We start from the raw sequence: 26,111 nt of genomic DNA on the forward strand, positions 1-26,111 counted from the left end.
CGGCCGTTCAGGCTTTTTGCTAGCTTCAATCAAGGAAATCTCATGAGCAAGAAAGTTGCATATGTCACCGGAGGCATGGGTGGCATCGGAACAGCCATCTGCCAGCGTCTGTACAAGGACGGGTTCACCGTGGTCGCAGGTTGCGGCCCCACGCGGGACTACGCCAAGTGGCTGGCCGAACAGAAAGCCGAAGGCTTCGAGTTCCACGCGTCGGTCGGCAATGTCGGCGACTGGCAATCCACCGTCGAGGCCTTCTCCGCCGCCAAGGCGGCCCACGGGGCGATTGACGTGCTCGTCAACAACGCCGGCATCACGCGGGACCGCATGTTCCTCAAGATGACCCCCGAGGACTGGAGCGCGGTGATCGAAACCAACCTCAACAGCATGTTCAACGTCACCAAGCAGGTGGTGGGCGACATGGTCGAAAAGGGCTGGGGCCGCATCATCAACATCAGCTCGGTCAACGGCGCCAAGGGCCAGGCCGGCCAGACCAACTACTCGGCGGCCAAGGCCGGCATGCACGGCTTCACGATGGCGCTGGCGCAGGAGCTGGCCAACAAGGGCGTCACCGTGAACACGGTGAGCCCGGGCTACATCGGCACCGACATGGTCAAGGCCATCCGCCAGGAAGTGCTCGACAAGATCGTGGCCACGATCCCGGTCAAGCGCCTGGGCGAGCCGAGCGAAATCGCTTCCATCATCGCGTGGCTCGCCACCGACGAAGGCGGCTACAGCACCGGGGCCGACTTCTCGGTCAACGGCGGCCTCCACATGCACTGAGCATGCGCGCCACGCCCTGAAAACAAAAACCCGCTTCGGCGGGTTTTTTCATTTGGGCCGGAACCACTCCCACAGGACACACGACTTCAACCATCGAAAGCAACCCGGCACGAACCCTTTTTTCAGCGTTTTTCCTTCATCTTTTCAGGAGGCAGTCATGGCACATACAACAAGCACAGTACCCAGGAAGCTCCCCCTTTACCGTTCCCTGTACGCGCAGGTGATCACCGCGGTGATCGTCGGCGTGCTCCTGGGGTACTTCTACCCCTCGCTCGGTGAGTCGATGAAGCCCTTGGGCGACGGCTTCATCAAGCTCATCAAGATGATCATCGCGCCGATCATCTTCTGCACGGTGGTGGTCGGCATCGCCGGCATGGAAGACATGAAGAAGGTCGGCAAGACCGGCGGCCTGGCGCTCTTGTACTTCGAGATCGTGAGCAGCATCGCGCTGGTGGTCGGCCTCGTGCTGGTCAACGTGCTCAAGCCCGGCGCGGGCATGAACATCGATGCGTCCACGCTCGACACCAAGGCCATCGCGGCCTACACCGGCCCTGGCAAGATGACCGGCACGGTCGACTTCCTGCTCAACGTGATTCCCTCCACCGTGGTCGATGCCTTCGCCAAGGGCGAGATCCTGCAGGTGCTGCTCATCGCGGTGCTGTTCGGCTTTGCGCTGCACCGCTTCGGCGGGCGCGGCACGCTGGTGTTCGACGTGATCGAGAAGGGCTCGCACGTGCTGTTCGTGATCGTCAACTACATCATGAAGCTCGCGCCCATCGGCGCCTTCGGCGCCATGGCCTTCACCATCGGCAAGTACGGGCTGGGCAGCCTGCTGTCGCTGGGCAAGCTCATGGGCACCTTCTACCTGACCTGCCTGCTGTTCATCTTCGTGGTGCTGGGGCTCATTGCGCGCTTTCACGGCTTCAGCATCTGGAAGTTCATCAAGTACATCAAGGAAGAGCTGCTGATCGTGCTGGGCACCTCGTCCAGCGAATCGGTGCTGCCGCGCATGATGGAGAAGATGGAGAACCTGGGCGCCCACAAGACCTGCGTGGGGCTGGTGATTCCCACGGGCTACTCGTTCAACCTGGACGGCACCTCGATCTACCTGACGATGGCGGCGGTGTTCATCGCGCAGGCCACCAACACGCCGATGACGCTCACGCAGGAGATCACGCTGCTGGCCGTGCTGCTGCTCACCTCGAAGGGGGCGGCTGGCGTCACGGGCAGCGGCTTCATCGTGCTGGCGGCCACGCTGTCGGCGGTGGGGCATGTGCCGGTGGCGGGGCTGGCGCTCATCCTGGGCATCGACCGCTTCATGTCGGAAGCCCGCGCGCTCACCAACCTGATCGGCAACGGCGTGGCCACCATCGTGGTCGCCAAGTGGACGAATGAACTGGACACCGAGCGGCTGCAGGCCGGGCTCAACAACGAGAGCTGGGTCGAGTCGCAGGAGCCCGAGGAGCTGGTGAACGCGCGCGAATCGAAGATGGCGCAGTAGCGGGAGCAGGGCGCCGGCCCGCGCGTTTCGGTGCGGTGCGGCGCGTTTCGGTGCGCTTCAGTGCGCGTCAGTGCACCAGGGCCACCGCGAGCAGCGGCTGCGCCCTGGCGTCGAGCTCGCGTTCGTACAGCGGGGCGCCCTTGGCGTAGGCGCCCTGGGCGCGATGGGCCGCGGCCAGGTTTTGCCGGCTGACCAGCACCGCGTGTGCGTCGGGGCGCCGCTGCTTCTCGTGGATCGCCAGGGCGCGTTCGTACAGCGCAATGGCCTGGTCGAAGGCCTCGCGGCGATAGTGCAGGCCGGCCAGCGCGCTCAGCGTGAACGCCACCCGCGGGCTGTCCGGCCCGGCGGTCTTTTCCTGGATGGCGAGCGCGGCCGAGTACGACTGCGCGGCCCGCGTCAGCTGCCCCTGCCGCTGGTGGACGTGGGCCAGCAGCACGAGGCTGAGGGCCGCGTCGGCGGACTCGGCCCCGCCCGTGCGTTGCGCCGTCTGCAGCACCAGCTGCGCCAGCTCGAGCGTGCCGACGTCGTAGCAGTTGGCGTTGATGCGTTGCACGAGTTCCTGGCGCAGCGCGCGCCATTCGGGGTTGCCGTCCTGCGCGTACAGCGCGCCGAACTGCGAGGCCGCCAGGATGACGCCGGCGGCAAGCCATGCCTTCGCGAATTTCATGGGGCCGAATCTAGTGGCCCGGCCCGAAAAACGAATACCTCGTTCATGGGAGTCCGCGCCCGCGGGGCAGGGCCCCGGGGCGCGGACGGCGCTGGCGCCCCGCCTCAGGCGAGATCGAAGCGGTCCAGGTTCATCACCTTGGTCCAGGCGGCCACGAAGTCGTCGATGAACTTCTGCTGGCTGTCGGACGCGCCGTAGACCTCGGCGATGGCCCGCAGCTGCGCGTTGGAGCCGAACACCAGGTCGACGCGCGTGCCGGTCCACTTGAGGGCGCCGGTCTTGCGGTCGCGGCCTTCGTACTCTTCCTTGGCGTCCGACACCGCCTTCCACTCCGTGCCCATGTCGAGCAGGTTCACGAAGTAGTCGTTGCTCAGCGTGCCGGGCGTCTTCGTGAAGACGCCGTGGCGCGTCTGGCCGACGTTGGTGTCGAGCACGCGCAGGCCACCGACCAGCACCGTCATCTCGGGCGCCGTGAGCGTGAGCAGCTGCGCCTTGTCGATCAGCAGCGCTTCGCCGGGCACGCTGTAGCGGCCCTTCAGGTAGTTGCGGAAGCCGTCGGCTGCGGGCTCCAGCGGCTCGAACGAGGGCACGTCGGTCTGTTCCTGCGAGGCGTCGGCGCGGCCCGGCGAGAAGGGCACCTTCACTTCACGGCCGCCATTGCGCGCGGCCTGTTCCACGCCCGCACCGCCGGCCAGCACGATCAGGTCGGCCAGCGAGATCTTCTTGCCGCCGGTCTGCGCCGCGTTGAACTCGCTCTGGATGCCTTCGAGCACCTTCAGCACCTGGGCCAGCTGCGCGGGCTGGTTGACGGCCCAGTCCTTCTGCGGTGCGAGCCGCACGCGGGCGCCGTTGGCACCGCCGCGCATGTCGGAGCCGCGGAAGGTGGAGGCCGAGGCCCACGCCGTCGACACCAGCTGCGCGGGCGTGAGGCCCGAGGCCAGCACCTTCTTCGTCAGCGCCGCGACGTCGTTGGCGTCGACCAGCGGGTGGTCGACGGCCGGGATCGGGTCTTGCCAGATCAGCTCTTCGGCCGGCACCTCGGGTCCGAGGTAGCGGGCGCGCGGGCCCATGTCGCGGTGCGTGAGCTTGAACCAGGCGCGCGCGAAGGCGTCGGCGAGCTGGTCGGGGTTGGCCAGGAAGCGGCGCGAGATCTTTTCGTAGGCCGGGTCCAGGCGCAGCGACAGGTCGGTCGTGAGCATGGTCGGCGCGTGGCGCTTGGAGCCGTCGTGCGCGTCGGGGATGGTGCCGGCACCGGCGCCGCCCTTGGCCACCCACTGGTGCGCGCCGGCGGGGCTCTTGGTCAGCTCCCATTCGTAGCCGAACAGGTTCTCGAAGAAGTTGTTGCTCCACTTCGTGGGCGTGGTCGTCCACGTCACTTCGAGGCCGCTGGTGATGGTGTCGCCGCCCTTGCCGGTGCCGAAGCTGTTCTTCCAGCCGAAGCCCTGGTCTTCGAGGCCGGCGGCTTCGGGTTCCTTGCCGACGTTCGAGGCCGGCCCCGCGCCGTGCGTCTTGCCGAAGGTGTGGCCGCCGGCGATGAGCGCCACGGTTTCCTCGTCGTTCATGGCCATGCGGGCGAAGGTGTCGCGGATGTCGTGGGCCGCGGCGATCGGGTCGGGGTTGCCGTCCGGGCCTTCGGGGTTCACGTAGATCAGGCCCATCTGCACGGCGCCCAGCGGGTTCTCGAGGTTGCGGCTGTGCGGCACCTTGCTGTCGTCGTCCTTCACGAGCACGCCGCGGTCTTTCTCGACGCCGGGCGAGCCCTGTGCGTAGCGCACGTCGCCGCCCAGCCAGGTCTTCTCGCGGCCCCAGTACACGTCCTGGTCGGGCTCCCACACGTCGGGGCGGCCACCGCCGAAGCCGAAGGTCTTGAAGCCCATGGTCTCGAGCGCGACGTTGCCGGTGAGGATCAGCAGGTCGGCCCAGGAAATCTTCTGGCCGTACTTCTGCTTGATCGGCCACAGCAGGCGGCGCGCCTTGTCCAGGCTCACGTTGTCGGGCCAGCTGTTGAGCGGCGCGAAGCGCTGCTGCCCGCGGCCGGCGCCGCCGCGGCCGTCGCCGATGCGGTAGGTGCCGGCGCTGTGCCAGGCCATGCGGATGAAGAGCGGGCCGTAGTGACCGAAGTCGGCGGGCCACCAGTCCTGCGAGTCGGTCATCAGCGCGGCGAGGTCTTTCTTCACCGCGGCCAGGTCGAGGCTCTGGAAGGCCTTGGCGTAGTCGAAACCGGCGCCCAGGGGATCGGATTTGGAGGAGTGCTGGTGCAGCAGGTCCAGGCGCAGCTGCTCGGGCCACCAGTCGCGGTTCGTGGTGCCGGCGCCGGTGGCCTGGCTGAACGGGCACTTCGCTTCGGTTTTCTCGTTGCTCATGGGGAGGCTCCTGTTGTTGGGGGGACGGGGGGACCGCTCAAATTCTGGATGAGAAAGGTGTCGATGCGAATAGAAGTGCTTTATGCCTACGATAGTTCGCGTCGCTTCCGTAGGGGTGTAGACGCAGGCCCGTAGAAGCCTGCGGGCTTCAAAGGTTGGGGGCCGTTCCTGCAAAATGGACCGATGCCCCACAGCGTCTCCCTCATCAATACGATTGCCGCCGGCCTGGGGTTGGCGCTGGTGTTCGGCTTTCTCGCGGCGCGGCTGCGATTGCCGGCGCTGGTGGGGTACCTCCTGGCGGGCGTGATCATCGGCCCGTTCACGCCGGGCTTCGTGGCCGACGCGGGCATTGCCGCACAACTGGCCGAGATCGGCGTGATGCTGCTGATGTTCGGCGTGGGCCTGCATTTTTCGCTGGCCGACCTGCTTGCGGTGCGCAAGATCGCGCTGCCCGGCGCCATCGCGCAGATCGCGGTCGCCACGCTGCTCGGCGGCGGGCTGGCCATGTGGTGGGGCTGGAGCTGGGGCACGGCGCTGGTGTTCGGGCTGGCGCTGTCGGTGGCGAGCACTGTGGTGCTGCTGCGCGCGCTCGAGAGCCTGGGCATCCTCGATTCCTTCACCGGCCGCATCGCGGTGGGCTGGCTGGTGGTTGAAGACCTCGCGATGGTGCTGGTGCTCGTGCTGCTGCCGCCGCTGGCGGGTGCGCTGGGCAGCACCAAGGTCGACACCAGCGGCGACCCCGTCTGGCAGACGCTGGGCCTCACCTTGCTGCAGGTCGGCGGCTTCGTGGTGCTGATGCTGGTGGTGGGGCGGCGCGTGTTCCCGTGGATTCTCTGGCAGGTCACGCGCACCGGCTCGCGCGAGCTGTTCACGCTGTGCGTGGTGGCGGCGGCCGTGAGCATCGCCTTCGCCTCGGCTGCGCTGTTCGGCGTGTCGTTCGCGCTGGGCGCCTTCTTCGCCGGCATGGTCATGCGCGAGTCGCAGTTCAGCCACCGCGCGGCGCAGGAGTCGCTGCCGCTGCGCGATGCGTTTGCCGTGCTGTTCTTCGTGTCGGTCGGCATGCTGTTCGACCCCTCGGTGCTGCTGGAGCGCCCGCTGCAGGTGCTGGCTGTGGTGCTGGTGATCGTGCTGGGCAAGTCGCTCGCGGCCTGCGCGCTGGTGCTGGTGTTCCGCTACCCGCTGGCCACCGCGCTCACCGTGAGCGCGAGCCTGGCGCAGATCGGCGAGTTCTCGTTCATCCTGGCCGGGCTGGGCGTGTCGCTCGGCCTGCTGCCGGTGGAAGGGCAGAGCCTGGTGCTGGCGGGCGCGCTGATCTCCATCGCCACCAACCCGCTGTGGTTCAGCCTCATCGCGCCGCTGCAGAAATGGCTGCACGCGCATTCGAAATTTGCGCGCGAGCTGGACGCGCGCAGCGACCCGCTGGCCGAGCTGCCGATGACCACCGAGGCCAAGTACCTGTCGCGCCAGGTGGTGCTGGTCGGCTACGGCCGGGTGGGCCGGCGCATCGCCGCCGAGCTCGAGACCAACGACATCCCCTACGTGGTGGCCGAGCAGAACCGCGAGCTGGTCGAGAAGCTGCGCGAGGCCGGAATCCCGGCCGTGTGGGGCGACGCGGCCGATCCGGCGGTGCTGATCCAGGCGCACGTGGCGCGCGCCCGCGTGCTCGTGGTGGCCACGCCCGACGCCATGAACGTGCGCCAGATGATCGAAACCGCGCGCACGCTGAACCCCACCATCCAGACCGTGGTGCGCAGCCACAACGAGCAGGAAGCCCGCCTGCTGGCCGCCGAAACCGACGCGAAGGTGTTCCTGGGCGAACAGGAACTCGCCCAGGCGATGGCCCGCGATGTGGTGCAGCGCGCCGCCGCGATGGCAGTGCCGGCCTGAGGGCCGGTCGATTCCTCCTGTTGCAGCGCGCGTCGGCCGAGGAGCCCGTTCCTCGGCCAAGGCGTGCGCCCGCATATTTCATCGATTTCTCCTTTTTCTGATCCCATGTCACTGAAAGCCCGATGGCATTCGTTGCTCGGCGCGGTGCGCGAGTCCCTGGTCTGCCTCGCGCTGGCCTTCCGCTCCAGCCTGCGCCCCGGCATCGCGCTGCGTTCCGCGGGCCTGTGCCTGCTGGTCTTCACGGTGTGGAGCTGGGTGCTCTACCGTCACTTTCAGCCGATCGGCATGGCGGCCGGGGTGGTGTCGGTCTTCATCGTGATGGGCGGGGCGGTGCTCGGCCTGCTGCCCGGCACGGGAGGCAGTGGGGGGAGCATCGCGGGCATGGCGGGCATCGCCCCTGCGCTGGCGATGTTGCTGCTCTATGCGGCGCTGCTCACGGTCGTGGTGCTGGTGGTGATGTACGTCGGCGTCATCGTCGCCACCATCCGGCTGGCGTTGCGCTGGGTGGTGTTGGGCCCGGTGCGCGAGCGCGTGCAGGCGCGTTACCCGGCGCTGCTGCAGTCACGGCCCGAGTCCTCGGGCTTGCTGGTCGGCGTGCGCGGATGGCTGGGGCCCTGGCTGGGCGCGAGCCTGGGGATGCTGCTGTGCCTGCTGGTGCCGGTGATCAACGGCGTGCTGCTGTTCCTGCTGCTCGCCTACCTCAACGTGCGCTTCCTGCTGGCGCCCGCGCTCGCCGGCATCGCGAACGGCGAGGAGCGCATGCAGGTCGTGCGTCGCCAGCGCGGTGCGATGGTGGCGTTCGGCGTTCTGATCCTGCTGCTGGCGCTCGTGCCGGTGGTGAATCTACTGCTGCCCGCCTTGCTGGGCGCAGGCACCTGCCACCTCGGCTGCCGAGGTATGGAGGCACAGCGCCGGGCTGACACCGACGCCTTGACCGACGCTTCGGCCAGCGCTCAAAGGTCCTCGATCACCAGCGTGCGATAACGCTCGGCGATCGAGTAGGGCACGGTACGCACCAGTTCCATCACGCGCTCGGCGATGGCGCCGTCCTTGGTGCGGATCAGCAGGCCCGTGTGGCCTTCGTGGGCCAGCTGGATGAAGGCGCGCACCGTGTCGCCGTCGGTGCCGGCGGAGGGCAGGGGGCTGTGCGAGGCATGCACGGTCGGCGCGATTTCCGCCAGGACGGTTTCGGCCGGTATCAGGTAGACCTCGTCGCCGCTCACGATGCCTTTCGCGATCAGCCCGTGGCCGATGCGGCTGGCGTCTTCGACGCTCGGAAACATCACCAGGGAGTAACCGGTCGGGTAGAACGCGCCACCGAAGGCGGCGCGCATGTTGGGTTCAAGCGTGAAATGTTTCATGCTGACTCCTTGTTCTGATGCAACTCCCCACCCCTAACATTAGGCCGCGCGGCGTCCATGCACTGTAGGAGAAGCCCTAGTACTGACAACCGCGCCAGCCCCTTGCCCGTTCAAAGGCGGGTTCATTCCCTGTTTCATTTCTGACCGTCATGCCTTCGCCGAGAGACATCGCACTCACCGTCCACGAACTGGAAGAAGGGGAGTTCTACTGGGTGCTGATGGAGGCCGTGGACGGCTCGCCCGGCGACTCCACCCATGTGTACGTGCCGCTCGAAGCCGCCCACGAGCCCTACGCCACGTATTCGAACGCGCTGGTGGCCGGCGTGGCGGTGCTGCGGCGGCTGTTCGGGCCCGACGGCAAACCCGTCTGACGGGGCCCGCAAGGGCGCCGCCGCAGGGCGCTCCCTATAATCCCGGCGGTTGGAAACATTGGTTCACACCGGTGTCGTCCAACACCCCACGGTTCGAAGGTGCCCTGCACGACCAGTCACAGGATTGGCGGCGGGGTTAAACGGGAAGCAGGTGCGAGGCGTCGTTTTTTCGAACGACCCTTCCATTCCTGCGCTGCCCCCGCAACGGTCAGCGGACATCGACACCCTCAGGCCCCGGCGATCTTTCGCTGGGGCAGCCACTGCGCTTCGGCGTGGGAAGGCGAGGGCTTCGGCGCCGAGGTGCATGCATTGCACCCCGACGCACTCCGCGAGCCCGGATACCGGCCTTCGCAACCGCCTTCGGATGCTGCGGGAGTGCGTGTCCGGGCCTGCCGCTTTTCCCTCGCGCGAAACGGCACCGCCCCTCGTCTCTTCTCCCTTGGCGTCCGCGATCGGTCAGGAGCCTGCGGGGACGCAGGCTGGAGGAGAAGTCGGATGAATCGCATTGCATCGCCGCCGCGCGATCGCTCGGGCCCGCCCCTGCAACGGGCGCGCCTTTCGGGTCTTTCAGGTCTTTCGCTGGGGCTTGGCCTCGCTTGCGGGCCCGCCCTGGCCCAATCGGGCGACACAACCGGTCGCCCCAGCCTCACGCCCGTGCAGGTCGAAGCCAGCCGCCACACGCCGCTGGCCCTGGACGAACCCACGCAGACCGGCAGCCGCCTGGGCCTCACGCCACTCGAAACGCCGGCCAGCATCGAGGTGCTCACCGGCGACGCGATCCGCGCGCGCGGCGACGTGTCGGTGGTCGAGGCCGCGAGCCGCGCCACCGGCATCACGGGCTCGCCCGCGCCGGGCAATGGCGGCTCGTCGCTGTCGGCGCGCGGCTTCAACGGCCACGGCTCGGTGATGCAGTTGTACGACGGCACGCGCCTGTATGTGGGCGCGGGCACCGTCACCTTCCCGTTCGACACCTGGTCGACCGACCGCATCGAGGTGCTGCGCGGCGCCGCCTCGGTGATGTTCGGCGAGGGCGCCATCGGCGGCGCGATCAACGTGGTGCCCAAGAAGCCCACGCGCGGCCCGATCCGCAACGAGGCGCTCGTGAGCGGGGGCTCCGACGCCACGCGCCAGGTCGCCTTCGGCAGCGGCGGGGCGATCAACGACATGCTGTCGTACCGCTTCGACATCAGCCACCGCAGGACCGACGGCTTCATGCGGCGCGGCGAGGCCGAGAGCCTGGCGGTGGGCGGCGCGGTGCGGCTCGATGTGTCGCCGCGGCTGCAGTTCACGCTCTCGCACGACGAGGGCCGCCAGACGCCGCAGCGCTACTTCGGCGTGCCGCTCATCAACGGCCGCGTGAGCAGCCTGAACCGCGAACAGAACTACAACCTCGACGACGCCGAGGTCAAGTACCGCGACCGCTGGACCCGCCTCGATGCGCAGTGGACGCCCAACGACGCCGTCACCGTGCGCAACCAGCTCTATCGCCTGGACAGCAAGCGCCACTGGCGCGACAGCGAAACCTACACCTACAGCGCCACCACGAACCGCGTGACGCGCGGCGACTACCTGGAGATCGGCCACGACCAGGAACAGATCGGCAACCGCACCGACGCCACCTTCAAGCACGCGCTGTTCGGCCTGAAGAACCAGGTGCTGGTGGGCTTCGATGTGAACCGCATCGACTTCCTGAATTCGAGCGACACGCCCTACGGCGGGCGCTCGGTGGTCGATGCCTTCGTCTTCAACCCCGGCACCTACGCTTCGCCCACTCCCTACCTGCCGCGCTACAAGACCAAGACCCGCACCTACGCCTTCTTCGCCGAAGATAAGCTGGCCTTCAACGAGCACTGGTCGGTGGTCGGCAGCCTGCGCTGGGACCACGCGAAGATCGTGCGCACCGATCCGCAGAACCGCGCCCCGCGCCTGGACAAGACCTTCGAGTACGCCACGGGCCGCCTGGGCGTGGTCTACGCGCCCGACGCCGCGCAGTCGTTCTATGCGCAGGTGGCGCGCGCAGCCGATCCGCTCACCGGGCTCATCAGCACCTCGACCACGCAGGTGCCGTTCGAGCTCAGCGTCGGCAAGCAGGTCGAGGTGGGCTACAAGCGCCAGCTGGCCGAGGGCCGTGGCGCGTGGAGCGTGGCCGCCTACCGCATCGAGAAGACCAAGCTGCTGTCGCGCGACGCGAACGACCCGACCGTCGTGCAGCAGATCGGCAAGCAGTCGTCCGAAGGCATCGAGGCCACGCTCGACCTCGCGCTGACCTCCACGCTGCGCCTCGAAGCCAACGCCGCGCGGCTGCGTGCGCGCTACGACGACTTCAACGAGGCGGTCGGCAAGTCGCTGGTCTCGCGCGCGGGCAACACGCCGGCCGGCGTGCCCCAGGTGGCGGCCAACCTGTGGCTGCACTGGCGCTTCCTGCCGCAGTGGGAGGCCGAGTTGGGCGTGCGCCACGTCGGCGCGCGGCAGGTCGATGCGGCCAACACGCGCCGCATCGGCTCCTACACCGTGGCCGACGCGGGCGTGAGCTGGCAGGCGAACCCGTCGCTCAAGCTCGCGCTGCGCGCCTACAACCTGGCCGACCGCAGGTACCCGGTCTCGTTCTCGAACGGCGGTAACCAGTGGCTGCTGGGCCGTCCGCGCTCGTTCGAGCTGTCGGCGTTCGTGACCTTCTGAGCATGGCCGCATGAGCACCGCATGGCAACGTACATGGCCCCCGCTGCGGCGGGCGCTGTACTGGACGCACCGATGGCTGGGCATCGGCGGCTGCCTGCTGTTCGTCATGTGGTTCGTCTCGGGCGTGGTCATGATGTACGTGGGGTACCCGAACCTCACGGACGAAGAGCGGCTCGCGGGGCTCGCCCCGGTGCGCTTCGAACAGGCGGTGGTCGCGCCGTCTGCCGCGCTCGACGCGCTGCCGCAAGCGGTGCGCACGCAGCCGCCCCGGCGCATGGCGCTGGAGATGCAGGCTGGCGCCGACGCGCAGCCCGTGTGGCGCATCGTCGATGCGCGCGGCGGGCGGCATGCCGTGTCCGCGCGCGATGGCCGTGTGCTCGGACCGGTCGATGCGGCGCAGGCCGAGGCCATCGCCCGCGACTTTGCCGCACAGCCCGGCGCACGCTGGGCCGAGACGCTGGAGCGCGACCAGTGGACCGTGCCGCAGGGCCTGAACCCGCTGCGCCCGCTGCACCGCATCGAAGTCGGCGACGCGGCGGGCACCGAGCTGTACGTGTCCTCGCGCACCGGCGAGGTGGTGCGCGACACCACGCGCGCCGAGCGCTTCTGGAACTGGCTGGGCGCCGTGCCGCATTGGATCTACTTCACGCCGCTGCGCGCCGACCCGCCGCTGTGGCACGACGTGGTCGTGTGGCTGTCGGCCGCCTGCATCGTCTCGGCCGTGACGGGCATCGTCATCGGCATCCTGCGCATCCGGCTGCGGCGGCGTTTTCGCAGCGGCGCGGTCACGCCGTACACCGGCTGGATGGCCTGGCACCACATCGCCGGCCTCATCGGCGGCTTCTTCGTGCTGACCTGGATCGTGAGCGGCTGGCTCTCGATGAACCCCAACGGCTGGTTCCAGCGCGCGCCGGCCGATGCGGCCGCGATGGCGCGCTACACGGGCACCGGCGCATCGCCGTTCCCCTGGCCACCGGCCGTGGTGCCGGCAGGCGAGGGCGCTGCCGCACCGCGTGAGGCGCTGCTGATGGGGTTCGACGGCAAGCCGCTGCTGCAGCTGCGCGACGCGCAGGCCCGCGTGCGCGTGGTGGATGCGGCCAGTGGCGCACCGGCTTCCATCGCCCGCGACGACATCGAACGCGCCGCCGCACGCCTGCGCCTCGGCGCCACCATCACACAGGCTACGCTGCAGACGCACGAAGACTTCCACTGGTACGGCCACCACCGCACGCGCGTGCTGCCCGTGTGGCGGCTCGAGTTCGACGACGCCGCGCGCAGCTGGCTCTACATCGACCCGACGAGCGGCCAGGTGGCCGGCAGCAACGACCGCAACGCGCGGTTGCGCCGCTGGCTCTTCAACGCCGCGCACAGCCTCGACTTTCCCTGGCTCATCCAGTACCGGCCGGCCTGGGACCTGGTGATGTGGTTCCTGTCGGTCATCGGCGTTGTCGCTTCGGCGAGCGGCGTGGTGATCGGCTGGCGGCGGCTGCGGCGCAAGCCACAGCCTTCGCCTGTTCAGCGGGGGCTGCAAGGCTCCCGGGTTTCATGACGGGGACTTGCGCAAGCCAGTCCATCCCCCAACAATCAACTTTCGCACTTCGGTGCATTTCAGGAGGTGCGCGATGCACATCGAACCCGGACTCGTCGACGGATCCAAGATCTTTCTCAGCTATGCCACGGGGGCGGCTGCACTGGCTTACACAGGCAAGGTCGCCTTCGACACCTTGCTGAAGGACGGCCCCGTGGGCCTGTTGCTGCGCTCCGCCTTCACGATCATGCTCGTGTTCTGTTTCTTCGAGGTGTTCCCGCACCATCCCGTGGGCGTGTCCGAGGTGCACCTGATCCTGGGCACCACGCTGATGCTGCTCTTCGGGCTTGCGCCCGCGGCCATCGGCCTGGCCGGCGGCTTGCTCATCCAGAGCCTGTTCTTCGCACCGCCTGACCTGCCGCAGTACGGCATGAACGTCACGACCTTGCTGGTGCCGCTGTTCGCGACCGCCGCGCTGGCGCGCCGCATCATTCCCGCGAACATGGCCTACGTGGACATCAGCTACCAGCAGGCCTTCAAGCTGTCGGTGGCCTACCAGGGCGGCATCGTGGTGTGGGTCGGCTTCTGGGCGCTCTACGGTCGCGGCACGGGTCTGGAAAACCTCGGCCAGATCGCCAGCTTCGGCGCGGCCTACATGACCGTCGTGCTGGTCGAGCCGCTGGTCGACCTGGGCGTGCTGGCCGCGGCCAAGGCCTGGCGCCGCCTGCAGGGCACGGCCCTGGTCGAGCGCCGCCTGTACAGCGCCGTCTGATTCGCGCCGGCTGCCCCTCGTTGAAGAGGGCGTGCCGTTCGCCGGCGCGTGCGCCACGCACGCGCCGCGCGCCCGATTCCCCGTGCGCCTTGCGCGCCTGAAAGCATCCATTCCATGACACAAAGCAACGCCAAGATCCCCGTCACCATCGTCACGGGCTTCCTCGGCAGCGGCAAGACCACGCTGCTGCGCCACATCCTCGGCAATGCCGAGGGCCGCCGCATCGCGGTGGTGGTCAACGAGTTCGGCGAACTCGGCATCGACGGCGACATCCTGCGCGGTTGCGGCATCGGCTGCGACGACGAAGGCAACGAGCGCGAAGGCGCGCTGTACGAACTGGCCAACGGCTGCGTCTGCTGCACCGTGCAGGAAGAGTTCCTGCCCGTGATGCTGCAGCTGGCCGAGCGCCGCGACCAGATCGACGCCGTGCTCATCGAGACCTCGGGCCTGGCGCTGCCCAAGCCGCTGGTGCAGGCCTTCCAGTGGCCCGACATCGCGAACATCTTCACCGTCGATTCGGTGGTCACCGTGGTCGACGGCCCCGCTGCTGCCTCGGGCCAGTTCGCGGCGAACCCCGCGCAGGTCGACGTGCAGCGCCGCGCCGACCCCAACCTGGACCATGAATCGCCGCTGCACGAGCTGTTCGAAGACCAGCTCTCGGCCGCCGACCTCGTGGTGCTCAACAAGACCGACCTCATGGACGCCGCCGCGCGCGCGCAGGTCGAGGCACTGGTGCGCGAAGAGCTGCCGCCCGAGGTGAAGATCGTCGGCGCCATCGAAGGCAAGCTGCCGCTCGCGCTGCTGCTGGGCCAGGGCCGCGCCGCCGAAAGCACCATCCACCTGCGCGAGAGCCACCACGACCACGAGGAAGACCACGACCACGACGAGTTCGACTCGCTCGTGATCGAGCTGCCTCCCGTGGACCGCGACGGTCTCATCGCCGTGCTGACCGCGCTGGTCGAACAGCACACCATCTACCGCGTGAAGGGCTTCGTCGCCGTGCCGCACAAGCCGATGCGCCTGCTGGTGCAGGGCGTGGGCCGCCGCTTCGACCACCACTTCGACCGCCGCTGGCGCGATGGCGAGGCGCAGCGCACGCGGCTCGTGTTCATCGGTGAAGACCTGGACGAAGGCGCGCTGCGCAAGGCACTGGAAGGCGTGGCGGCCGTTCCCGCCTGACCGCATGCACCTGCTGAGCACCCAGCCCGGCCGCTTCGTCGAGGACGACCCGAGCGTCGTCACCCGGCTCGACCAGACGCCCGGCGACATCGTGGTGCTCAGCTCGGCCGACACCACGCTCGCGCTGCTTGCCGCCGCGCGCACGGCGCTGGCGGTCACCGACCCCGGCTACCCCTCGTTGCGGCTGGCCAACCTCATGCACCTGCGCCAGCCTGCGTCGCTCGACCTGTACGTCGACGAGGTGCTGCGGCATGCGCGCGTGGTGGTGGTCGATCACCTGGGGGCCGAATCGGCCTGGGCCTACGGGCTGCAGCAGCTCGAAAAGCTCGCCAAGCGCCAGGGCCAGCAGCTCGCGATGTTCTCGGGCGACCTGCAGGAAGACGAAGACCTGCTCGCGCGCGGCACCGCGGCGCGCGGCGTGAGCCGTCAGCTGTGGCAGTACCTGCGCTCGGGCGGCGCGGGCAACGCGGCGCAGTTCCTGCGCGCGGTGGCCTTCCACGGCCTGGGCCACGGCGAGGCACCGTTGCCGCCGCGCAGCCTGCCGCAGGTGGCGCTGCATGTGCCGGGCGGCATGGACGCGACGCACACGGTCGCGGGCATCGACGACCTGCGTGCGGGCTGGCATGCAGATGCACCCGTGGTCGCGCTGGTGTTCTACCGCTCGCACCTGCTGTCGGGCAACACCGAGGCCTTCGATGCGCTGGCCGCCGCGCTGCATGCGCAAGGGCTGAACCCGCTGCCCGTGGCGCTCGACTCGCTGAAAGACCCGCTGTGCCTGTCCGCGTTGCGCGCGCTGTGCACCGAGCACGACGTGCAGCTGGTGCTCAACACCACCGCCTTCGCCGCGCTGGGGCAGGGCGTTTCGGATGAAAGCGGTGAGCCTCTGGCACTCGCGGGCGACGCCCCCGTGCTGCAGGTGATCGTGAGCGGCGGCAACCGCGAAGACTGGCTGGCCGACAGCCAGGGCCTGCGCCCACGCGACATCGCGATGCAGATTGCCCTGCCCGAGATGGACGGGCGCATCGTCACGCGCGCCGTGAGCTTCAAGGGCCTGTCGCACCGCTGCGAACTCACGCAGACCGAGGTGGTCGGCTACCGGCCCGAGCCCGACCGCATCGCCTTCGTGGCCGAACTCGCGCGCCGCTGGTGCAGCCTGCGCCGCCTGCGCGCGGACGAGAAGCGCGTGGCGCTCATCCTCGCGAACTATCCCGGCAGCGAAGGCCGCATCGGCAGCGGCGTGGGGCTGGACACGCCGGCCTCCGTGATGGCCATCCTGCGCACGATGCAGGCCGAGGGCTACACGCTCGATGCGCTGCCCGCGGACGGCGACGCGCTGATGCGCACGTTGCAGGAAGGCATCGCCAACGATTCCGCGCAATGGGCCGCGCGGCCCGCGTGGCAGAGCTACGCGCTCGCCGACTACCGCGCCCGCCTCGCGGCGCTGCCCGAGGGCATGGCCGCCGCCATCGATGCGCAATGGGGCCCGCCCGAGCACGACCCGATGCTGCGCCAGGGCCGTTTCATGATCGCCGGGCTGCGGCTGGGCCGCGTGTTCGTGGGCATCCAGCCCGCGCGTGCGCTGGGACCGCTGGGCCTGGCCGACTACGCGAGTTACCACGACGCCGAGCTGGTGCCGCCGCACAGCTACCTCGCGTTCTATTTCTGGCTGCGCGATGTGTTCGCCATCGACGCAGTCGTCCATGTCGGCAAGCACGGCAACCTCGAGTGGCTGCCGGGCAAGAGCCTGGCGCTCGCGGCCACCTGCTGGCCCGACGCCATCCTCGGGCCGCTACCCAACGTGTACCCCTTCATCGTCAACGACCCCGGCGAGGGCGCGCAGGCCAAGCGCCGCACGCAGGCCGTGATCGTCGACCACCTGATGCCGCCGCTCACGCGCGCCGAGAACCACGGCCCGCTGCAGGACCTGGAGCGGCAGGTCGACGAGTACTACGACGCGCTGCTGGTCGATGCGCGCCGCGCCAAGGTGCTGCGCGCGCAGATCCTCGCGACCGTGCGCGCCCAGCATCTGGTCGAAGAACTGGGCATGCCGGGCGCGGAAGACGATGTCGTGCTGGCGCGCGTCGACGCGTACCTGTGCGAGCTGAAAGAGACCCAGATCCGCGACGGCCTGCATGTGTTCGGCGATTCGCCGCGCGATCGGCTGCGGCGCGACACGCTGCTCGCGCTCGCGCGCTTTCCGGCCGGTGACGGCGCGGGCGAGAACGCAGGGTTGCTCGGCGCGTTGGCAGCCGACCTGTTGCCCGGCGACGCCTTCGACCCGCTCGACATCGACGCGGCGAAGCCCTGGCAGGGCGCGCGGCCCGCATTGTTGGCGGCCGTGAGCGACGAGGCCTGGCGCCACCAGGGCGACACGCGCGAGCGGCTGGAGCTGCTCGCGCAGCAACTGCTCGAAGCGGACGCCTGCCCGGCCGGACTGCCGCACACCGCCGCCGTGATGGGCCGCATCGCGCACCGTCTCGCACCCGCGCTCGATGCATGTGGCGGGGAAGAATTGCGTCAGCTGTCGCGCGCACTGCAAGGCCGCTTCGTGCCGCCGGGTCCGAGCGGCTCGCCTTCGCGCGGCCGGCCCGACGTGCTGCCGACCGGGCGCAACTTCTACGCGGTCGACACGCGCGCCATCCCCACGCCCACGGCCTGGATGCTCGGGCTCAAGTCCGCCGCGCAATTGGTCGAACGCCACCTGCAGGAACACGGCGACTACCCGGTGGCGCTGGGCCTGTCGGTCTGGGGCACGGCCACCATGCGCACCGGCGGCGACGACCTGGCGCAGGCCTTCGCGCTCATCGGCGTGCGGCCCAAGTGGGCACCAGGCAGCCAGCGCGTGGTCGATTTCGAAGTGCTGCCCACGGTCGGCATTGGGCGTCCACGCATCGATGTCACGCTGCGCATCTCGGGCTTCTTCCGCGATGCCTTTCCCAACGCCGTGCAGATGTTCGACGCGGCCGTGCAGGCCGTGGCCGCGCAGGAAGACGAAGACGCCGAGCGCAACCCGATCCGCGCGCGCATCCTGCGCGAGGCCGCGGCGCTCGAAACACAGGGCGTGGCGCCCGGCGAGGCGCGCACGCAGGCCGGCTGGCGTGTGTTTGGCTCCGCGCCCGGCAGCTACGGCTCGGGCCTGCAGCCGCTGTTCGATCACGGTGACTGGCAGAGCGACGACGACCTGTCGAAGGCCTACGTCGGCGGCAGCGCCCACGCCTACGGCCAAGGCAGTGACGGCGTGCCGGCGGGCGATGCGCTGGTGCGCCGGCTGCGCGCCATGAACGTCGTGCTGCAGAACCAGGACAGCCGCGAGCACGACCTGCTCGACTCCAACGACTACTACCAGTTCCAGGGCGGCATGGCCGCCGCCGTGCGCCACCTGAGCGGGCAGCAGCCCGCGATGTACCACGGCGACCACGGCAACCCGCAGGCGCCGCGTGTGCGCACGCTGAAGGAAGAAATCAGCCGCGTGATCCGTTCGCGCGTGGTCAACCCCAAGTGGATCGACGGCGTGAAGCGCCACGGCTACAAGGGTGCGTTCGAGATGGCCGCCACGGTCGACTACCTCTTCGGCTTCGACGCCACCGCGCGCGTGGTGGGCGACCACCAGTACGCGATGGTGGCCGACGCCTACGTGCTCGACGACGCCACCCGCGACTTCGTGAACGCGCACAATCCGCGCGCGCTGCAGGACATGCTCAACCGCCTGCTCGAAGCCATGCAGCGCGGCCTCTGGCAGTCGCCCGGCGACTACAAGAACCAATTGGAAAACCTGCTGCTCGACCACGAGCAGCAGATGGAAGGAAGCCCCCGATGACCACAGCCGCCCCGATGCCGGTGCCGTTTCCCTTTGCCGCGATCGCCGGCCAGCCGCAGCTGCGCCAGGCGCTGCTGCTGGCCGCGGTCGATCCCGCGCTGGGCGGCGTGCTCATCGAAGGCCCGCGCGGCACCGCCAAGACCACGGCTGCGCGCGCGCTCGCCGAATTGCTGCCCGGCGCGCCCTTCGTCACGCTGCCGCTGGGCGCGAGCCTCGAAAGCCTCGTGGGCACGCTCGACCTCGGGCAGGCGCTGGCCGGCCACGAACTGAAGTTTGCGCCCGGTCTGCTGGCGCGCGCGCACGGCGGCGTGCTGTACGTCGACGAGATCAACCTGCTGCCCGACGCGCTCATCGACTCGCTGCTCGACGCGGCGGCCAGCGGCGTCAACGTGGTGGAGCGCGACGGCATCTCGCACCGGCATGCCGCGCGCTTCGTGCTCGTGGGCACCATGAACCCGGAGGAGGGCACGCTGCGCCCTCAGCTGCTCGACCGCTTCGGCCTGTGCGTGCGGCTGCGCAACCTGCAGGACGCGGCCGAGCGCCAGGCCATCGTGCGTGCGCGGCTGGCCTTCGATGCCGATCCGCATGGCTTTCGCGCGGCGCATGCGAAGGAAGAGGCCGAGCTCGCGGCGGCGCTGGTGCGTGCGCGCGCGCTGGTGGCGGACGCTGCGGCCCTGCCGTATGGCGATGCGGTGCACGAAGCCGTCGGCGCGCTGTGCATCGCGGCCGGCGTGGACGGCCTGCGCGCCGACCTCGTGATGCTGCGCTCGGCGCGTGCGCTCGCGGCGTGGGAGGGCGCGGCGTCGATCACCGACGACCATGTGCAGCGCGTGGCCGAGGCGGTGCTGCTGCATCGGCGCCATCCGGCGGCCGACGCGGCCGTGGCGCCTCCGATGGCGTCACCCGCACCTCATCGCAACCCGGGTGACACGCCTGCACGCGATGCCGGCGATGGCGATTGGGGCGCGATGCCGCCCGAGCCCGTCGGCATCGAGCGCGTGAAGCCGCTGCGCCCGCTGATCTCCGCCCAGCAGGCCACCCCAAAAAAAGCCTGAGCCTCCGGGACGCCGCACCCGCTGGCGCACGCCAGGGTGACCGGAGGCAGGGCACGCAACGGGACGCCTGGCACGGCGCCGCCGCGCCCGGCACGGCTTTCGACTGGCCGCGCACGCTCGTCGCCCGCGGCGCGGACCGCCTGCAGGCCGCGCACCTGCGCCACCGCCCGCAGGAGGCGCGCAGCGGTGCGTTGCATTGCTTCCTGCTCGACTGCTCGGCTTCGATGCGCCACGACGGCCAGCTCGCGCGCGCCAAGGGCCAGCTGCTCGCGCTGATGCAGGAGGCCTACCAGCGGCGCGACCATGTGGCGCTGCTGTGCTTTGCCGGCGACGTGCTCGAGCTGCGCCTGCCGCCGCGCCGCGCGAGCGCCTGGAACGACGACTGGGTTGCGCCCATCGCGGCCGGTGGCGGCACGCCGCTGGCACTCGGCGTGCTGCGCGCGCAGCAGTTGCTGGCGAAGCACGAAACTCGCCAACGCTGGCTCTGGCTGCTGACGGACGGCCGCAGCAACGAAAGCCCCGCGCGCCCCGCCGCGGCGGACGTCGCCTGCGTGATGGACTTCGAACGCGCCCGCACGCCGCTGCACCGGGCGCGGCAGCTGGCGGCGCAGTGGGACGCGCGCTACCTGAGCGCCTGAATCACAGGATCGCGGGGCGCGCCTCGGCGCTCGTGGATCGACTTGAGGCGAGAAGGGACATCCGCAGCACGGCCTGCCTGTACACGCGGCGCCTTCGATACTGCCGCGCTCTCAACGAAAGGAAGCCCATGTCCGTCACTCCCCGCCGCGTGGTGCGCGAAGGCGCGTTCAAGCACATCATTGCCGACGGTGTGCAGGTCGGCGACACGATCTATCTCTCGGGCCAGGTGAGCGTGGACGGCGAGGGCCGCACCCTCGGCGCCGGCGACATCGCGGCGCAGGTGCGGCAGGCCTATGCCAACGTGCGCAGCGTGCTCGCATCCTTCGGCGCCTCGATGGCCGACGTGGTGGACGAAACCCTGTTCGTCACCGACATCGACGGCTTCCTCGGCCAGGCCGACGCGCTCTTCGCCTTGCGCGCCGAGATGTTCGGCGGCGAGCCGCAGGTCTCGCAGACGCTGGTGCAGGTAGCGCGGCTCGGCAGCCCCGATTGGCTGATCGAGATCAAGTGCATCGCCAGAACAGCTGCAGCCTGAAGGGCTGAAGGCCTGTTCCGCCAGGCAGTTCGGGTACCGTATGGCATGCGTCCGAAACCTCGTCTCCTGGCCCTTGCGTTGACCCTGGCCATGCCCGCCGCCTTTGCCCAAACCGAGCCTTCCGCGCAGCCGTTGAATGCCGAAGAGTGCAAGGCGCAGGAAGCCGTGCTGGAGCGCGACATGGCCCTGGCCCGTTCCCGGGGCCAGATGCTGCGCCGGCGCGAGCTGGCCGACACCCTGAGCGCACTGCAGCAGCGCTGCCAGGCGCTGGCGCCGATGAGCCGCGAAGCGCGCATCGAGAAACTGGAACGCGAGATCCGCACGCTGCGCACCGAGCTCGAACGCGCGGAGGCGCAACTGCGCAGCGTGAAGAGCGAGTCGCCCTGAGCCTTGGCGGCTCGCAGCTACCTCACCAGGGCAGGTCGCTGAGTTGCCTGCGCGGGTCTGACGCAGCCGGCGCCGCGTCGACCGCTGTGGCCGGGCCGTCTTTCTCCGCCACCGCGTCCACCGGCGCCAGCATCGTCCCGCGGCAGCCCGGCGAGCCGCAATGGCAGGGGTACTTCGACGGCGGCGAGCCGTCGTCGGCCGTGAGCGAGTAGTCGATGAAGAGCTCGTCGCCGGCCTCCACCGCCTCCATCGTCTGGAAGCGCAGCACCATCTCGCCCGCCTCGTCGTACTCCTCGACCGCCTCGCAGTTCGGCTCGCAGGAATGGTTCAGGTGGCGCGTGGCGTTGCCGCCCTTGGCACCGTCAATGGTCTCGCCGGTCGTCAGCGTGAACAGGTAGGTGAGCTGGTCGTCCCAGAGCTTGGAGGCGACTTCCTGCTTGGTGTAGCGGCGGCCTTCGTACAGGCCGAGGAAGGCTTCGGCCGGCAGGTCGCGCGTGGCGAAGGCGCCCAGGCCATGCACGCCGCTGGGGCCCACGCGGATGAAGGGGGTGGACGAGGTTCGCTTGGGGGACTTCATGAACGGACGGGGCGCGAGGAATCGGAAGAAAAGGTGGGCTGGGGCTGGAGTGTCGCGGTCATCTCGATCTGGCGTATGACAACGGTGGCGCCGCGTGCGGTCAGGGCGCGGTGCAGCGGGCTGCCCTCGGGCTCGTCGACCAGCCGCCAGCGCGCGCCGGGGCGTGTCTGCGCGAGCGCGTCGAGCAAGGCGTGGGCCGAGGCTTCGTCGGGCGCGGCGGCGTCCAGCAGCATGTGCAGCGGCAAGGCCGGCGGCAGGAGGATGGCGTAGCCGCCCGTTGCCGTGCCGAGGGCTGCGGCGCCATCGTGCGCGAGCGCGCCTTGCACGGTCGGCCACTCGCGGCGCCAGGTGGGGCGCGAGACAGCGGTGCAGGCCGCGTGCAGGTCGGCGAGTGCGTCGGTATCGGGCGCTGTCGAAGCTGCATCGGCACGAGGTTCGAAGCTGCCTTCGAGCACCTCGAGCGTGCGGGTTTCGACGAAACCCGCCTGCTGGTACAGCTGCCGCGCCGGGTTCTGTTCGATGACTTCGAGCTGCACCTGCGCGATGCCGGCCGCCGACAGGTCGCGCAGCTGTGCGTCGATGAGCTGCTTGGCCAGCCCCCGGCGGCGTTGCGCGCTCGCGATGCCGAAGCCCGCGAGGTAGGCACGCGAACCGCGCCGACCGACGAGCGAGAGGCCACAGGCGTTGCCGTCGACGATGATCACGCGCGAGAGCGCAAGGTCGGCTTCGGCGCGCCGCACGTGCCGCTCGAACATCGCGCGGTCGAACGCGATCGGCACGAAGTAGTCTTCGTACGAGCGGTTCCACAGGGCGGTGAGTTCGTCGGTGCCGAAGTTCGCGGCGGGAACGATGTTGAAGTTCATGGCGTGCCGAAGATCAGTTGCGCGGCGCATCCAGCGACGCAAGGCAATTCACGATGGCATCGGCCGCCTCGTCGAGCCGGGGGCCGGGCCGCATCATCAGGTCGAAGCGCGCCGAGGCAAAGCTGCAGACGCGCCCACGCTGGATGGCCGACATGGCCGACCAGCCGGGGCGCCCCGCCATGGCCGAGATTTCGCCGAGGGCCGAGACCATCAGCACGTCGGGGTTGGCGCGCACCACGAACTCGGGGTTCATCCTGGGGAAGGGGCCGAGCGAGCCCGGCACCGCATTGGCCAGGCCCAGGCGCGCCAGGGTCTCGCCGATGAAGGAGCTTTCGCTCGCCGCCGCCACGCCGCCGTGCACCTCGAAGTACACGCGCCGCCCCTGCCAGTTCAGAGGCACGCGGGCGCGCGCCGCGTTCAGCCGGGCATCGAGGCTGCGCCAGAAAACCTCGCCTGCGCCCGGCTTGCCGGTGGCGCGGGCCACGGTTTCCATCACGCGGCGCATGTCGGCATGGGTCTTGGCGTCGAGCGCCAGCACCTTGATGCCCAGGCGCTCCAGCGCCTCGGCGGCGCGGCTGCGCGGGCGCAGCAGCACGAGGTCGGGCTTGAGCGCGACGATGCGCTCGATGTTCGCGTCGTCCATGCCGCCCACCTGCGGCAGGCCCTTCACCGCCGCCGGCCAGTTGGCGTGGCGGTCGATGCCCACGAGCCGGTCGCAGGCGTCGAGCGCGCAGACCGTCTCGGTGAGCGAGGGCATCAGCGACACGATGCGTTTGGCGGGCGCCTGCAGTTCGAGCACCCGGCCACGGTCGTCTTCCAGCCGGATGGCACCCGCGTGTGCGGCCGGGCCGATTCCCAGTGCCACGAAGGCCGCAGCCCGGGCGATGTGGCGGAAGGCGGTCGAAAAGGGTGGGCGCTGGGGCAGGGCGTTGGAAGTCATCGGGGCGGGCGGAGTCAGCCCGCTATTGTCGCGGCGCTTGCATCCGCAGCTGGCGCGCCGCTTCTTCCGCCCGCGCGTCGTCCACTTCGCGCAGCACGTTGCTGAGATCGACCGGGCCGGTCTCGCGCACGAAGGTGCCCGTGAGCTCGGTCTCGGGCCGCAGCAGGCCGCGCTCGTAGAGCTGCCAGATCTCGTCGCCGTAGTGCGTCTGCAGCAGCGCGGGCGCGTACTGCCCGAAGAAGTTGCGCAGGTTCTCCACGTCGCGCAGCAGCATGCGCTTGGCGTGGTTGTTGCCCGCCGCATCGACCGCTTGCGGCAGGTCGATGATCACCGGACCGTCCTCGGCCAGCAGCACGTTGAACTCCGACAGGTCACCGTGCACGATGCCCGCACAGAGCATGCGCATCACTTCTTTCAACAGGCTGGCGTGGTGCTGCAGCGCGTCTTCAGGCGAGAAGGCCACGTCGTTCAGGCGCGGCGCGGCGTCGCCGTTGGCGTCGGTCACCAGGTCCATGAGCAGCACGCCTTCGAGGAAGTTGTGCGGCGTGGGCACGCGCACGCCGGCCGCGGCCAGGCGGTAGAGCGCGTCGACCTCGGCGCTTTGCCAGATGGCCTCGGTCACCTTGCGGCCGAAGCGCGTGCCCTTGGCCATGGCGCGCGCCTCGCGCGTGTTCTTCACGCGCCGGTTCTCGGTGTAGTCGACGGCCTGGCGAAAACTGCGCTTGTCGGCTTCCTTGTAGATCTTGGCGCAGCGCGTTTCGTCGCCGCAGCGCACGACGTAGACCATGGCTTCCTTGCCGCTCATGAGCTGGCGCACGACGCTGTCGATCAGGCCCTCGTCGACGAGGGATTGCAGTCTGGGGGGTGTCTTCATGCGCGCGCCTCCGGCACAGCCAGGGGGCGGGTCGAGAGGAAGGCCCTCAGGCTTTCCGTGCCGATCTGGTAGGCGCCATCATGCCTGTGCGCGGCAAAGCCCAGCTGGCGGTTGATGGCGAGCATGGGCGCATTGACTTCCGCGTTCTGCGTGACGGCCATCACCACCTCGGGATGCCGTTCGCGCACGAGCTGCAACATGATCGCCTTCACGCCCTTGGCCAGTCCCTTGCCGCGCCAATGGCGGGCCACGCCTGTGAGGCGCTGGAACATGCGGTCGGGGTACAGCTGGTTCCAGCTGGCGTCGCACACGGCGGCCACCTCGTCATTGGCATCGCGCAGCAGCACGAGAAAGTGCTCGCCACCGCGCCGGTCGATTTCGGCGTACCAGGCGTGGAAGCCTTCCAGCTCGAAGCGCAGGGGCGCGCGTTCCAGCGCGCTGGTGGGTGCGTCTTCGAGCAGCGCGGACAGCGGCGCCATCAGCGTGGCCAGCCGATCGAAGGGCACGCGGCCTGCGTGGATCTCCAGGCGCAGCCCGTGCGTGGGCGCGAGGGCGTCGGCGCGCCAGCGTGCGAGCGCCGCCCAGTCGAGGCCGGCGAAGGCCATGCGGTTCTCGATGCTGCGGTGCTTTTCGGTCGCGCCGATGGCCGCGAGGAACGCCCGGCCTTCCGGCAAGTGGGCCTTGAAGGTCGCGGTGGTGGGGGCGCGCGTTTCCATCAGCGCCAGAAGCCGGTGCAGCAAGGTGCTGGCCACGCCCTGGCGTTGGTGCGATCGCAGCACGCCGCCCCACACGTCGATGAAAGGCGCGAAGGTCGCATAGTCGGGCGAGCCTTCGCGGCGCACGCCCATGTTGAGGCTGCCGACGATGCGCCCCTGTGCGTCCCGCGCGAAGGCGCGGTGCACCACATGCAGCGGCGTGTGCTGGCGCACGTCCTGCTGGGTGTGGGCGTCGTCGGGCTGTGGCTCGCCCGGAAAGTCTTCGTCGTGGCGCTGGCGCCAGTAGGCCAGCGCCTGCGCCCATTCGTCAGCGGACGCCCGCTGCGGATCGAAAGAAGAAGTCGTGAACTGCCGCGCATCGGCGGCACGGGTTTCAAGCATGGTGAGCCTTGATTCGAAAAGGGAACGGACCGCGCGCGGCACTCGTGTGCCGGCGTGGCGTTGTCTGAATCGGACGGCGTGTCGCGGCAGGACACCGCGAGGGTCGAACGGGCTGGCTGGTGGTGCCTTCAGCGGCACCGGGTGCGCGGGGAGCGCTTCAGCAGCAGTTCGGATGCGACCCGACGAACCGTACGTGGGAGGGAGAGTGAATAGCAGTGTCTTCCATCGCGCACCTCCAG

22 protein-coding genes and 1 riboswitch are annotated in these 26,111 nt (G+C 69.5%); of the genes, 14 read left to right on the forward strand and 8 right to left on the reverse strand.

Features of this window, described 5'->3' with window-relative positions; all coding sequences use genetic code 11:
* Positions 1-42 precede the first annotated feature (42 nt).
* Positions 43-780, forward strand: a complete 738-nt coding sequence (gene phbB, locus AC07XP_RS01130; RefSeq protein WP_062480872.1) for an acetoacetyl-CoA reductase — start codon at positions 43-45, stop codon at positions 778-780.
* A gap of 157 nt (positions 781-937) precedes the next feature.
* Positions 938-2,281 (forward strand): dicarboxylate/amino acid:cation symporter, encoded by a 1,344-nt coding sequence (locus tag AC07XP_RS01135; protein WP_495263538.1) that lies wholly within the window; start codon positions 938-940, stop codon positions 2,279-2,281.
* Positions 2,282-2,348: 67 nt separating this feature from the next.
* Here the strand turns inward: AC07XP_RS01135 and AC07XP_RS01140 are convergent, their stop codons facing one another.
* Together AC07XP_RS01140 and katG are read right to left on the reverse strand one after the other, a co-directional pair.
* Complete coding sequence (locus AC07XP_RS01140) at positions 2,349-2,948, reverse strand: tetratricopeptide repeat protein (RefSeq protein ID WP_495263539.1); 600 nt, start codon at positions 2,946-2,948, stop codon at positions 2,349-2,351.
* A 104-nt stretch (positions 2,949-3,052) separates the two neighbouring features.
* Positions 3,053-5,311 carry a catalase/peroxidase HPI gene (gene katG / locus AC07XP_RS01145; protein WP_495263540.1) on the reverse strand — a complete coding sequence of 753 codons (2,259 nt, stop codon included), beginning with the start codon at positions 5,309-5,311 and terminating at the stop codon, positions 3,053-3,055.
* A 183-nt stretch (positions 5,312-5,494) separates the two neighbouring features.
* Here katG and AC07XP_RS01150 point away from each other — a divergent pair, with 183 nt between their 5' ends.
* Complete coding sequence (locus AC07XP_RS01150; RefSeq protein ID WP_095745794.1) at positions 5,495-7,198, forward strand: cation:proton antiporter domain-containing protein; 1,704 nt, start codon at positions 5,495-5,497, stop codon at positions 7,196-7,198.
* Positions 7,199-7,303: 105 nt separating this feature from the next.
* Positions 7,304-8,182, forward strand: coding sequence for an EI24 domain-containing protein (locus AC07XP_RS01155; protein WP_495263541.1), 879 nt, complete (start codon positions 7,304-7,306; stop codon positions 8,180-8,182).
* Here AC07XP_RS01155 and AC07XP_RS01160 read toward each other — a convergent pair.
* Complete coding sequence (locus tag AC07XP_RS01160; protein WP_070061115.1) at positions 8,152-8,559, reverse strand: hypothetical protein; 408 nt, start codon at positions 8,557-8,559, stop codon at positions 8,152-8,154. The genes AC07XP_RS01155 and AC07XP_RS01160 overlap by 31 nt on opposite strands.
* Before the next feature lie 149 nt (positions 8,560-8,708).
* Between AC07XP_RS01160 and AC07XP_RS01165 the strand changes: the two genes are divergently transcribed.
* The 10 genes from AC07XP_RS01165 to AC07XP_RS01210 all read left to right on the forward strand — a co-directional run bounded on the left by AC07XP_RS01165 (position 8,709) and on the right by AC07XP_RS01210 (position 21,521).
* Positions 8,709-8,930 carry a hypothetical protein gene (locus AC07XP_RS01165; protein ID WP_062480886.1) on the forward strand — a complete coding sequence of 74 codons (222 nt, stop codon included), beginning with the start codon at positions 8,709-8,711 and terminating at the stop codon, positions 8,928-8,930.
* An 81-nt stretch (positions 8,931-9,011) separates the two neighbouring features.
* Positions 9,012-9,294: riboswitch (cobalamin riboswitch) on the forward strand.
* 290 nt (positions 9,295-9,584) lie between these two features.
* The gene (locus tag AC07XP_RS01170; RefSeq protein ID WP_495263542.1) at positions 9,585-11,609 is read left to right on the forward strand and encodes a TonB-dependent receptor; all 2,025 of its coding nucleotides are present in this window, start codon (positions 9,585-9,587) and stop codon (positions 11,607-11,609) included.
* A 10-nt stretch (positions 11,610-11,619) separates the two neighbouring features.
* Entirely contained in the window at positions 11,620-13,158 is a 1,539-nt protein-coding gene (locus AC07XP_RS01175; protein WP_495263543.1) for a PepSY domain-containing protein, read from the forward strand.
* Positions 13,159-13,231: 73 nt separating this feature from the next.
* Positions 13,232-13,909: an energy-coupling factor ABC transporter permease gene (locus AC07XP_RS01180; protein WP_070061112.1), complete on the forward strand. Its 678-nt coding sequence runs from the start codon at positions 13,232-13,234 to the stop codon at positions 13,907-13,909.
* 114 nt (positions 13,910-14,023) lie between these two features.
* Positions 14,024-15,088, forward strand: a complete 1,065-nt coding sequence (gene cobW, locus AC07XP_RS01185; protein WP_495263544.1) for a cobalamin biosynthesis protein CobW — start codon at positions 14,024-14,026, stop codon at positions 15,086-15,088.
* 4 nt (positions 15,089-15,092) lie between these two features.
* Positions 15,093-18,905 (forward strand): cobaltochelatase subunit CobN, encoded by a 3,813-nt coding sequence (cobN, locus tag AC07XP_RS01190; RefSeq protein ID WP_495263545.1) that lies wholly within the window; start codon positions 15,093-15,095, stop codon positions 18,903-18,905.
* Positions 18,902-19,960, forward strand: coding sequence for a magnesium chelatase ATPase subunit I (locus tag AC07XP_RS01195; protein WP_495263546.1), 1,059 nt, complete (start codon positions 18,902-18,904; stop codon positions 19,958-19,960). Before cobN ends, AC07XP_RS01195 begins: the two co-directional genes overlap by 4 nt.
* Positions 19,961-20,151: 191 nt before the next feature.
* Complete coding sequence (locus tag AC07XP_RS01200; RefSeq protein WP_495263547.1) at positions 20,152-20,598, forward strand: vWA domain-containing protein; 447 nt, start codon at positions 20,152-20,154, stop codon at positions 20,596-20,598.
* Positions 20,599-20,726: 128 nt separating this feature from the next.
* Positions 20,727-21,134: a RidA family protein gene (locus tag AC07XP_RS01205; protein ID WP_492684118.1), complete on the forward strand. Its 408-nt coding sequence runs from the start codon at positions 20,727-20,729 to the stop codon at positions 21,132-21,134.
* Between the two features lie 90 nt (positions 21,135-21,224).
* Positions 21,225-21,521 (forward strand): DUF1090 family protein, encoded by a 297-nt coding sequence (locus tag AC07XP_RS01210; protein ID WP_495263548.1) that lies wholly within the window; start codon positions 21,225-21,227, stop codon positions 21,519-21,521.
* 22 nt (positions 21,522-21,543) lie between these two features.
* Here AC07XP_RS01210 and AC07XP_RS01215 read toward each other — a convergent pair whose 3' ends face one another.
* The 5 genes from AC07XP_RS01215 to AC07XP_RS01235 are packed head-to-tail and all read right to left on the reverse strand — an operon-like array spanning position 21,544 to position 25,872.
* Positions 21,544-22,098 (reverse strand): SET domain-containing protein, encoded by a 555-nt coding sequence (locus tag AC07XP_RS01215; protein WP_495263549.1) that lies wholly within the window; start codon positions 22,096-22,098, stop codon positions 21,544-21,546.
* Positions 22,095-22,961, reverse strand: a complete 867-nt coding sequence (locus tag AC07XP_RS01220; RefSeq protein ID WP_495263550.1) for a GNAT family N-acetyltransferase — start codon at positions 22,959-22,961, stop codon at positions 22,095-22,097. The genes AC07XP_RS01215 and AC07XP_RS01220 overlap by 4 nt, the downstream gene beginning before the upstream one ends.
* 13 nt (positions 22,962-22,974) lie before the next feature.
* Complete coding sequence (locus tag AC07XP_RS01225) at positions 22,975-23,901, reverse strand: ABC transporter substrate-binding protein (RefSeq protein ID WP_082818321.1); 927 nt, start codon at positions 23,899-23,901, stop codon at positions 22,975-22,977.
* A gap of 22 nt (positions 23,902-23,923) precedes the next feature.
* On the reverse strand, positions 23,924-24,775 hold the full coding sequence (locus AC07XP_RS01230; RefSeq protein ID WP_495263551.1) for a PA4780 family RIO1-like protein kinase: 852 nt from the start codon (positions 24,773-24,775) through the stop codon (positions 23,924-23,926).
* A complete protein-coding gene (locus AC07XP_RS01235) occupies positions 24,772-25,872 on the reverse strand; it encodes a GNAT family N-acetyltransferase (protein ID WP_495263552.1) in 1,101 nt (366 codons plus the stop codon). The genes AC07XP_RS01230 and AC07XP_RS01235 overlap by 4 nt, the downstream gene beginning before the upstream one ends.
* Positions 25,873-26,111: the final 239 nt, after the last annotated feature.

It is taken from the genome of Variovorax sp. GW531-E2, from assembly GCF_059423125.1.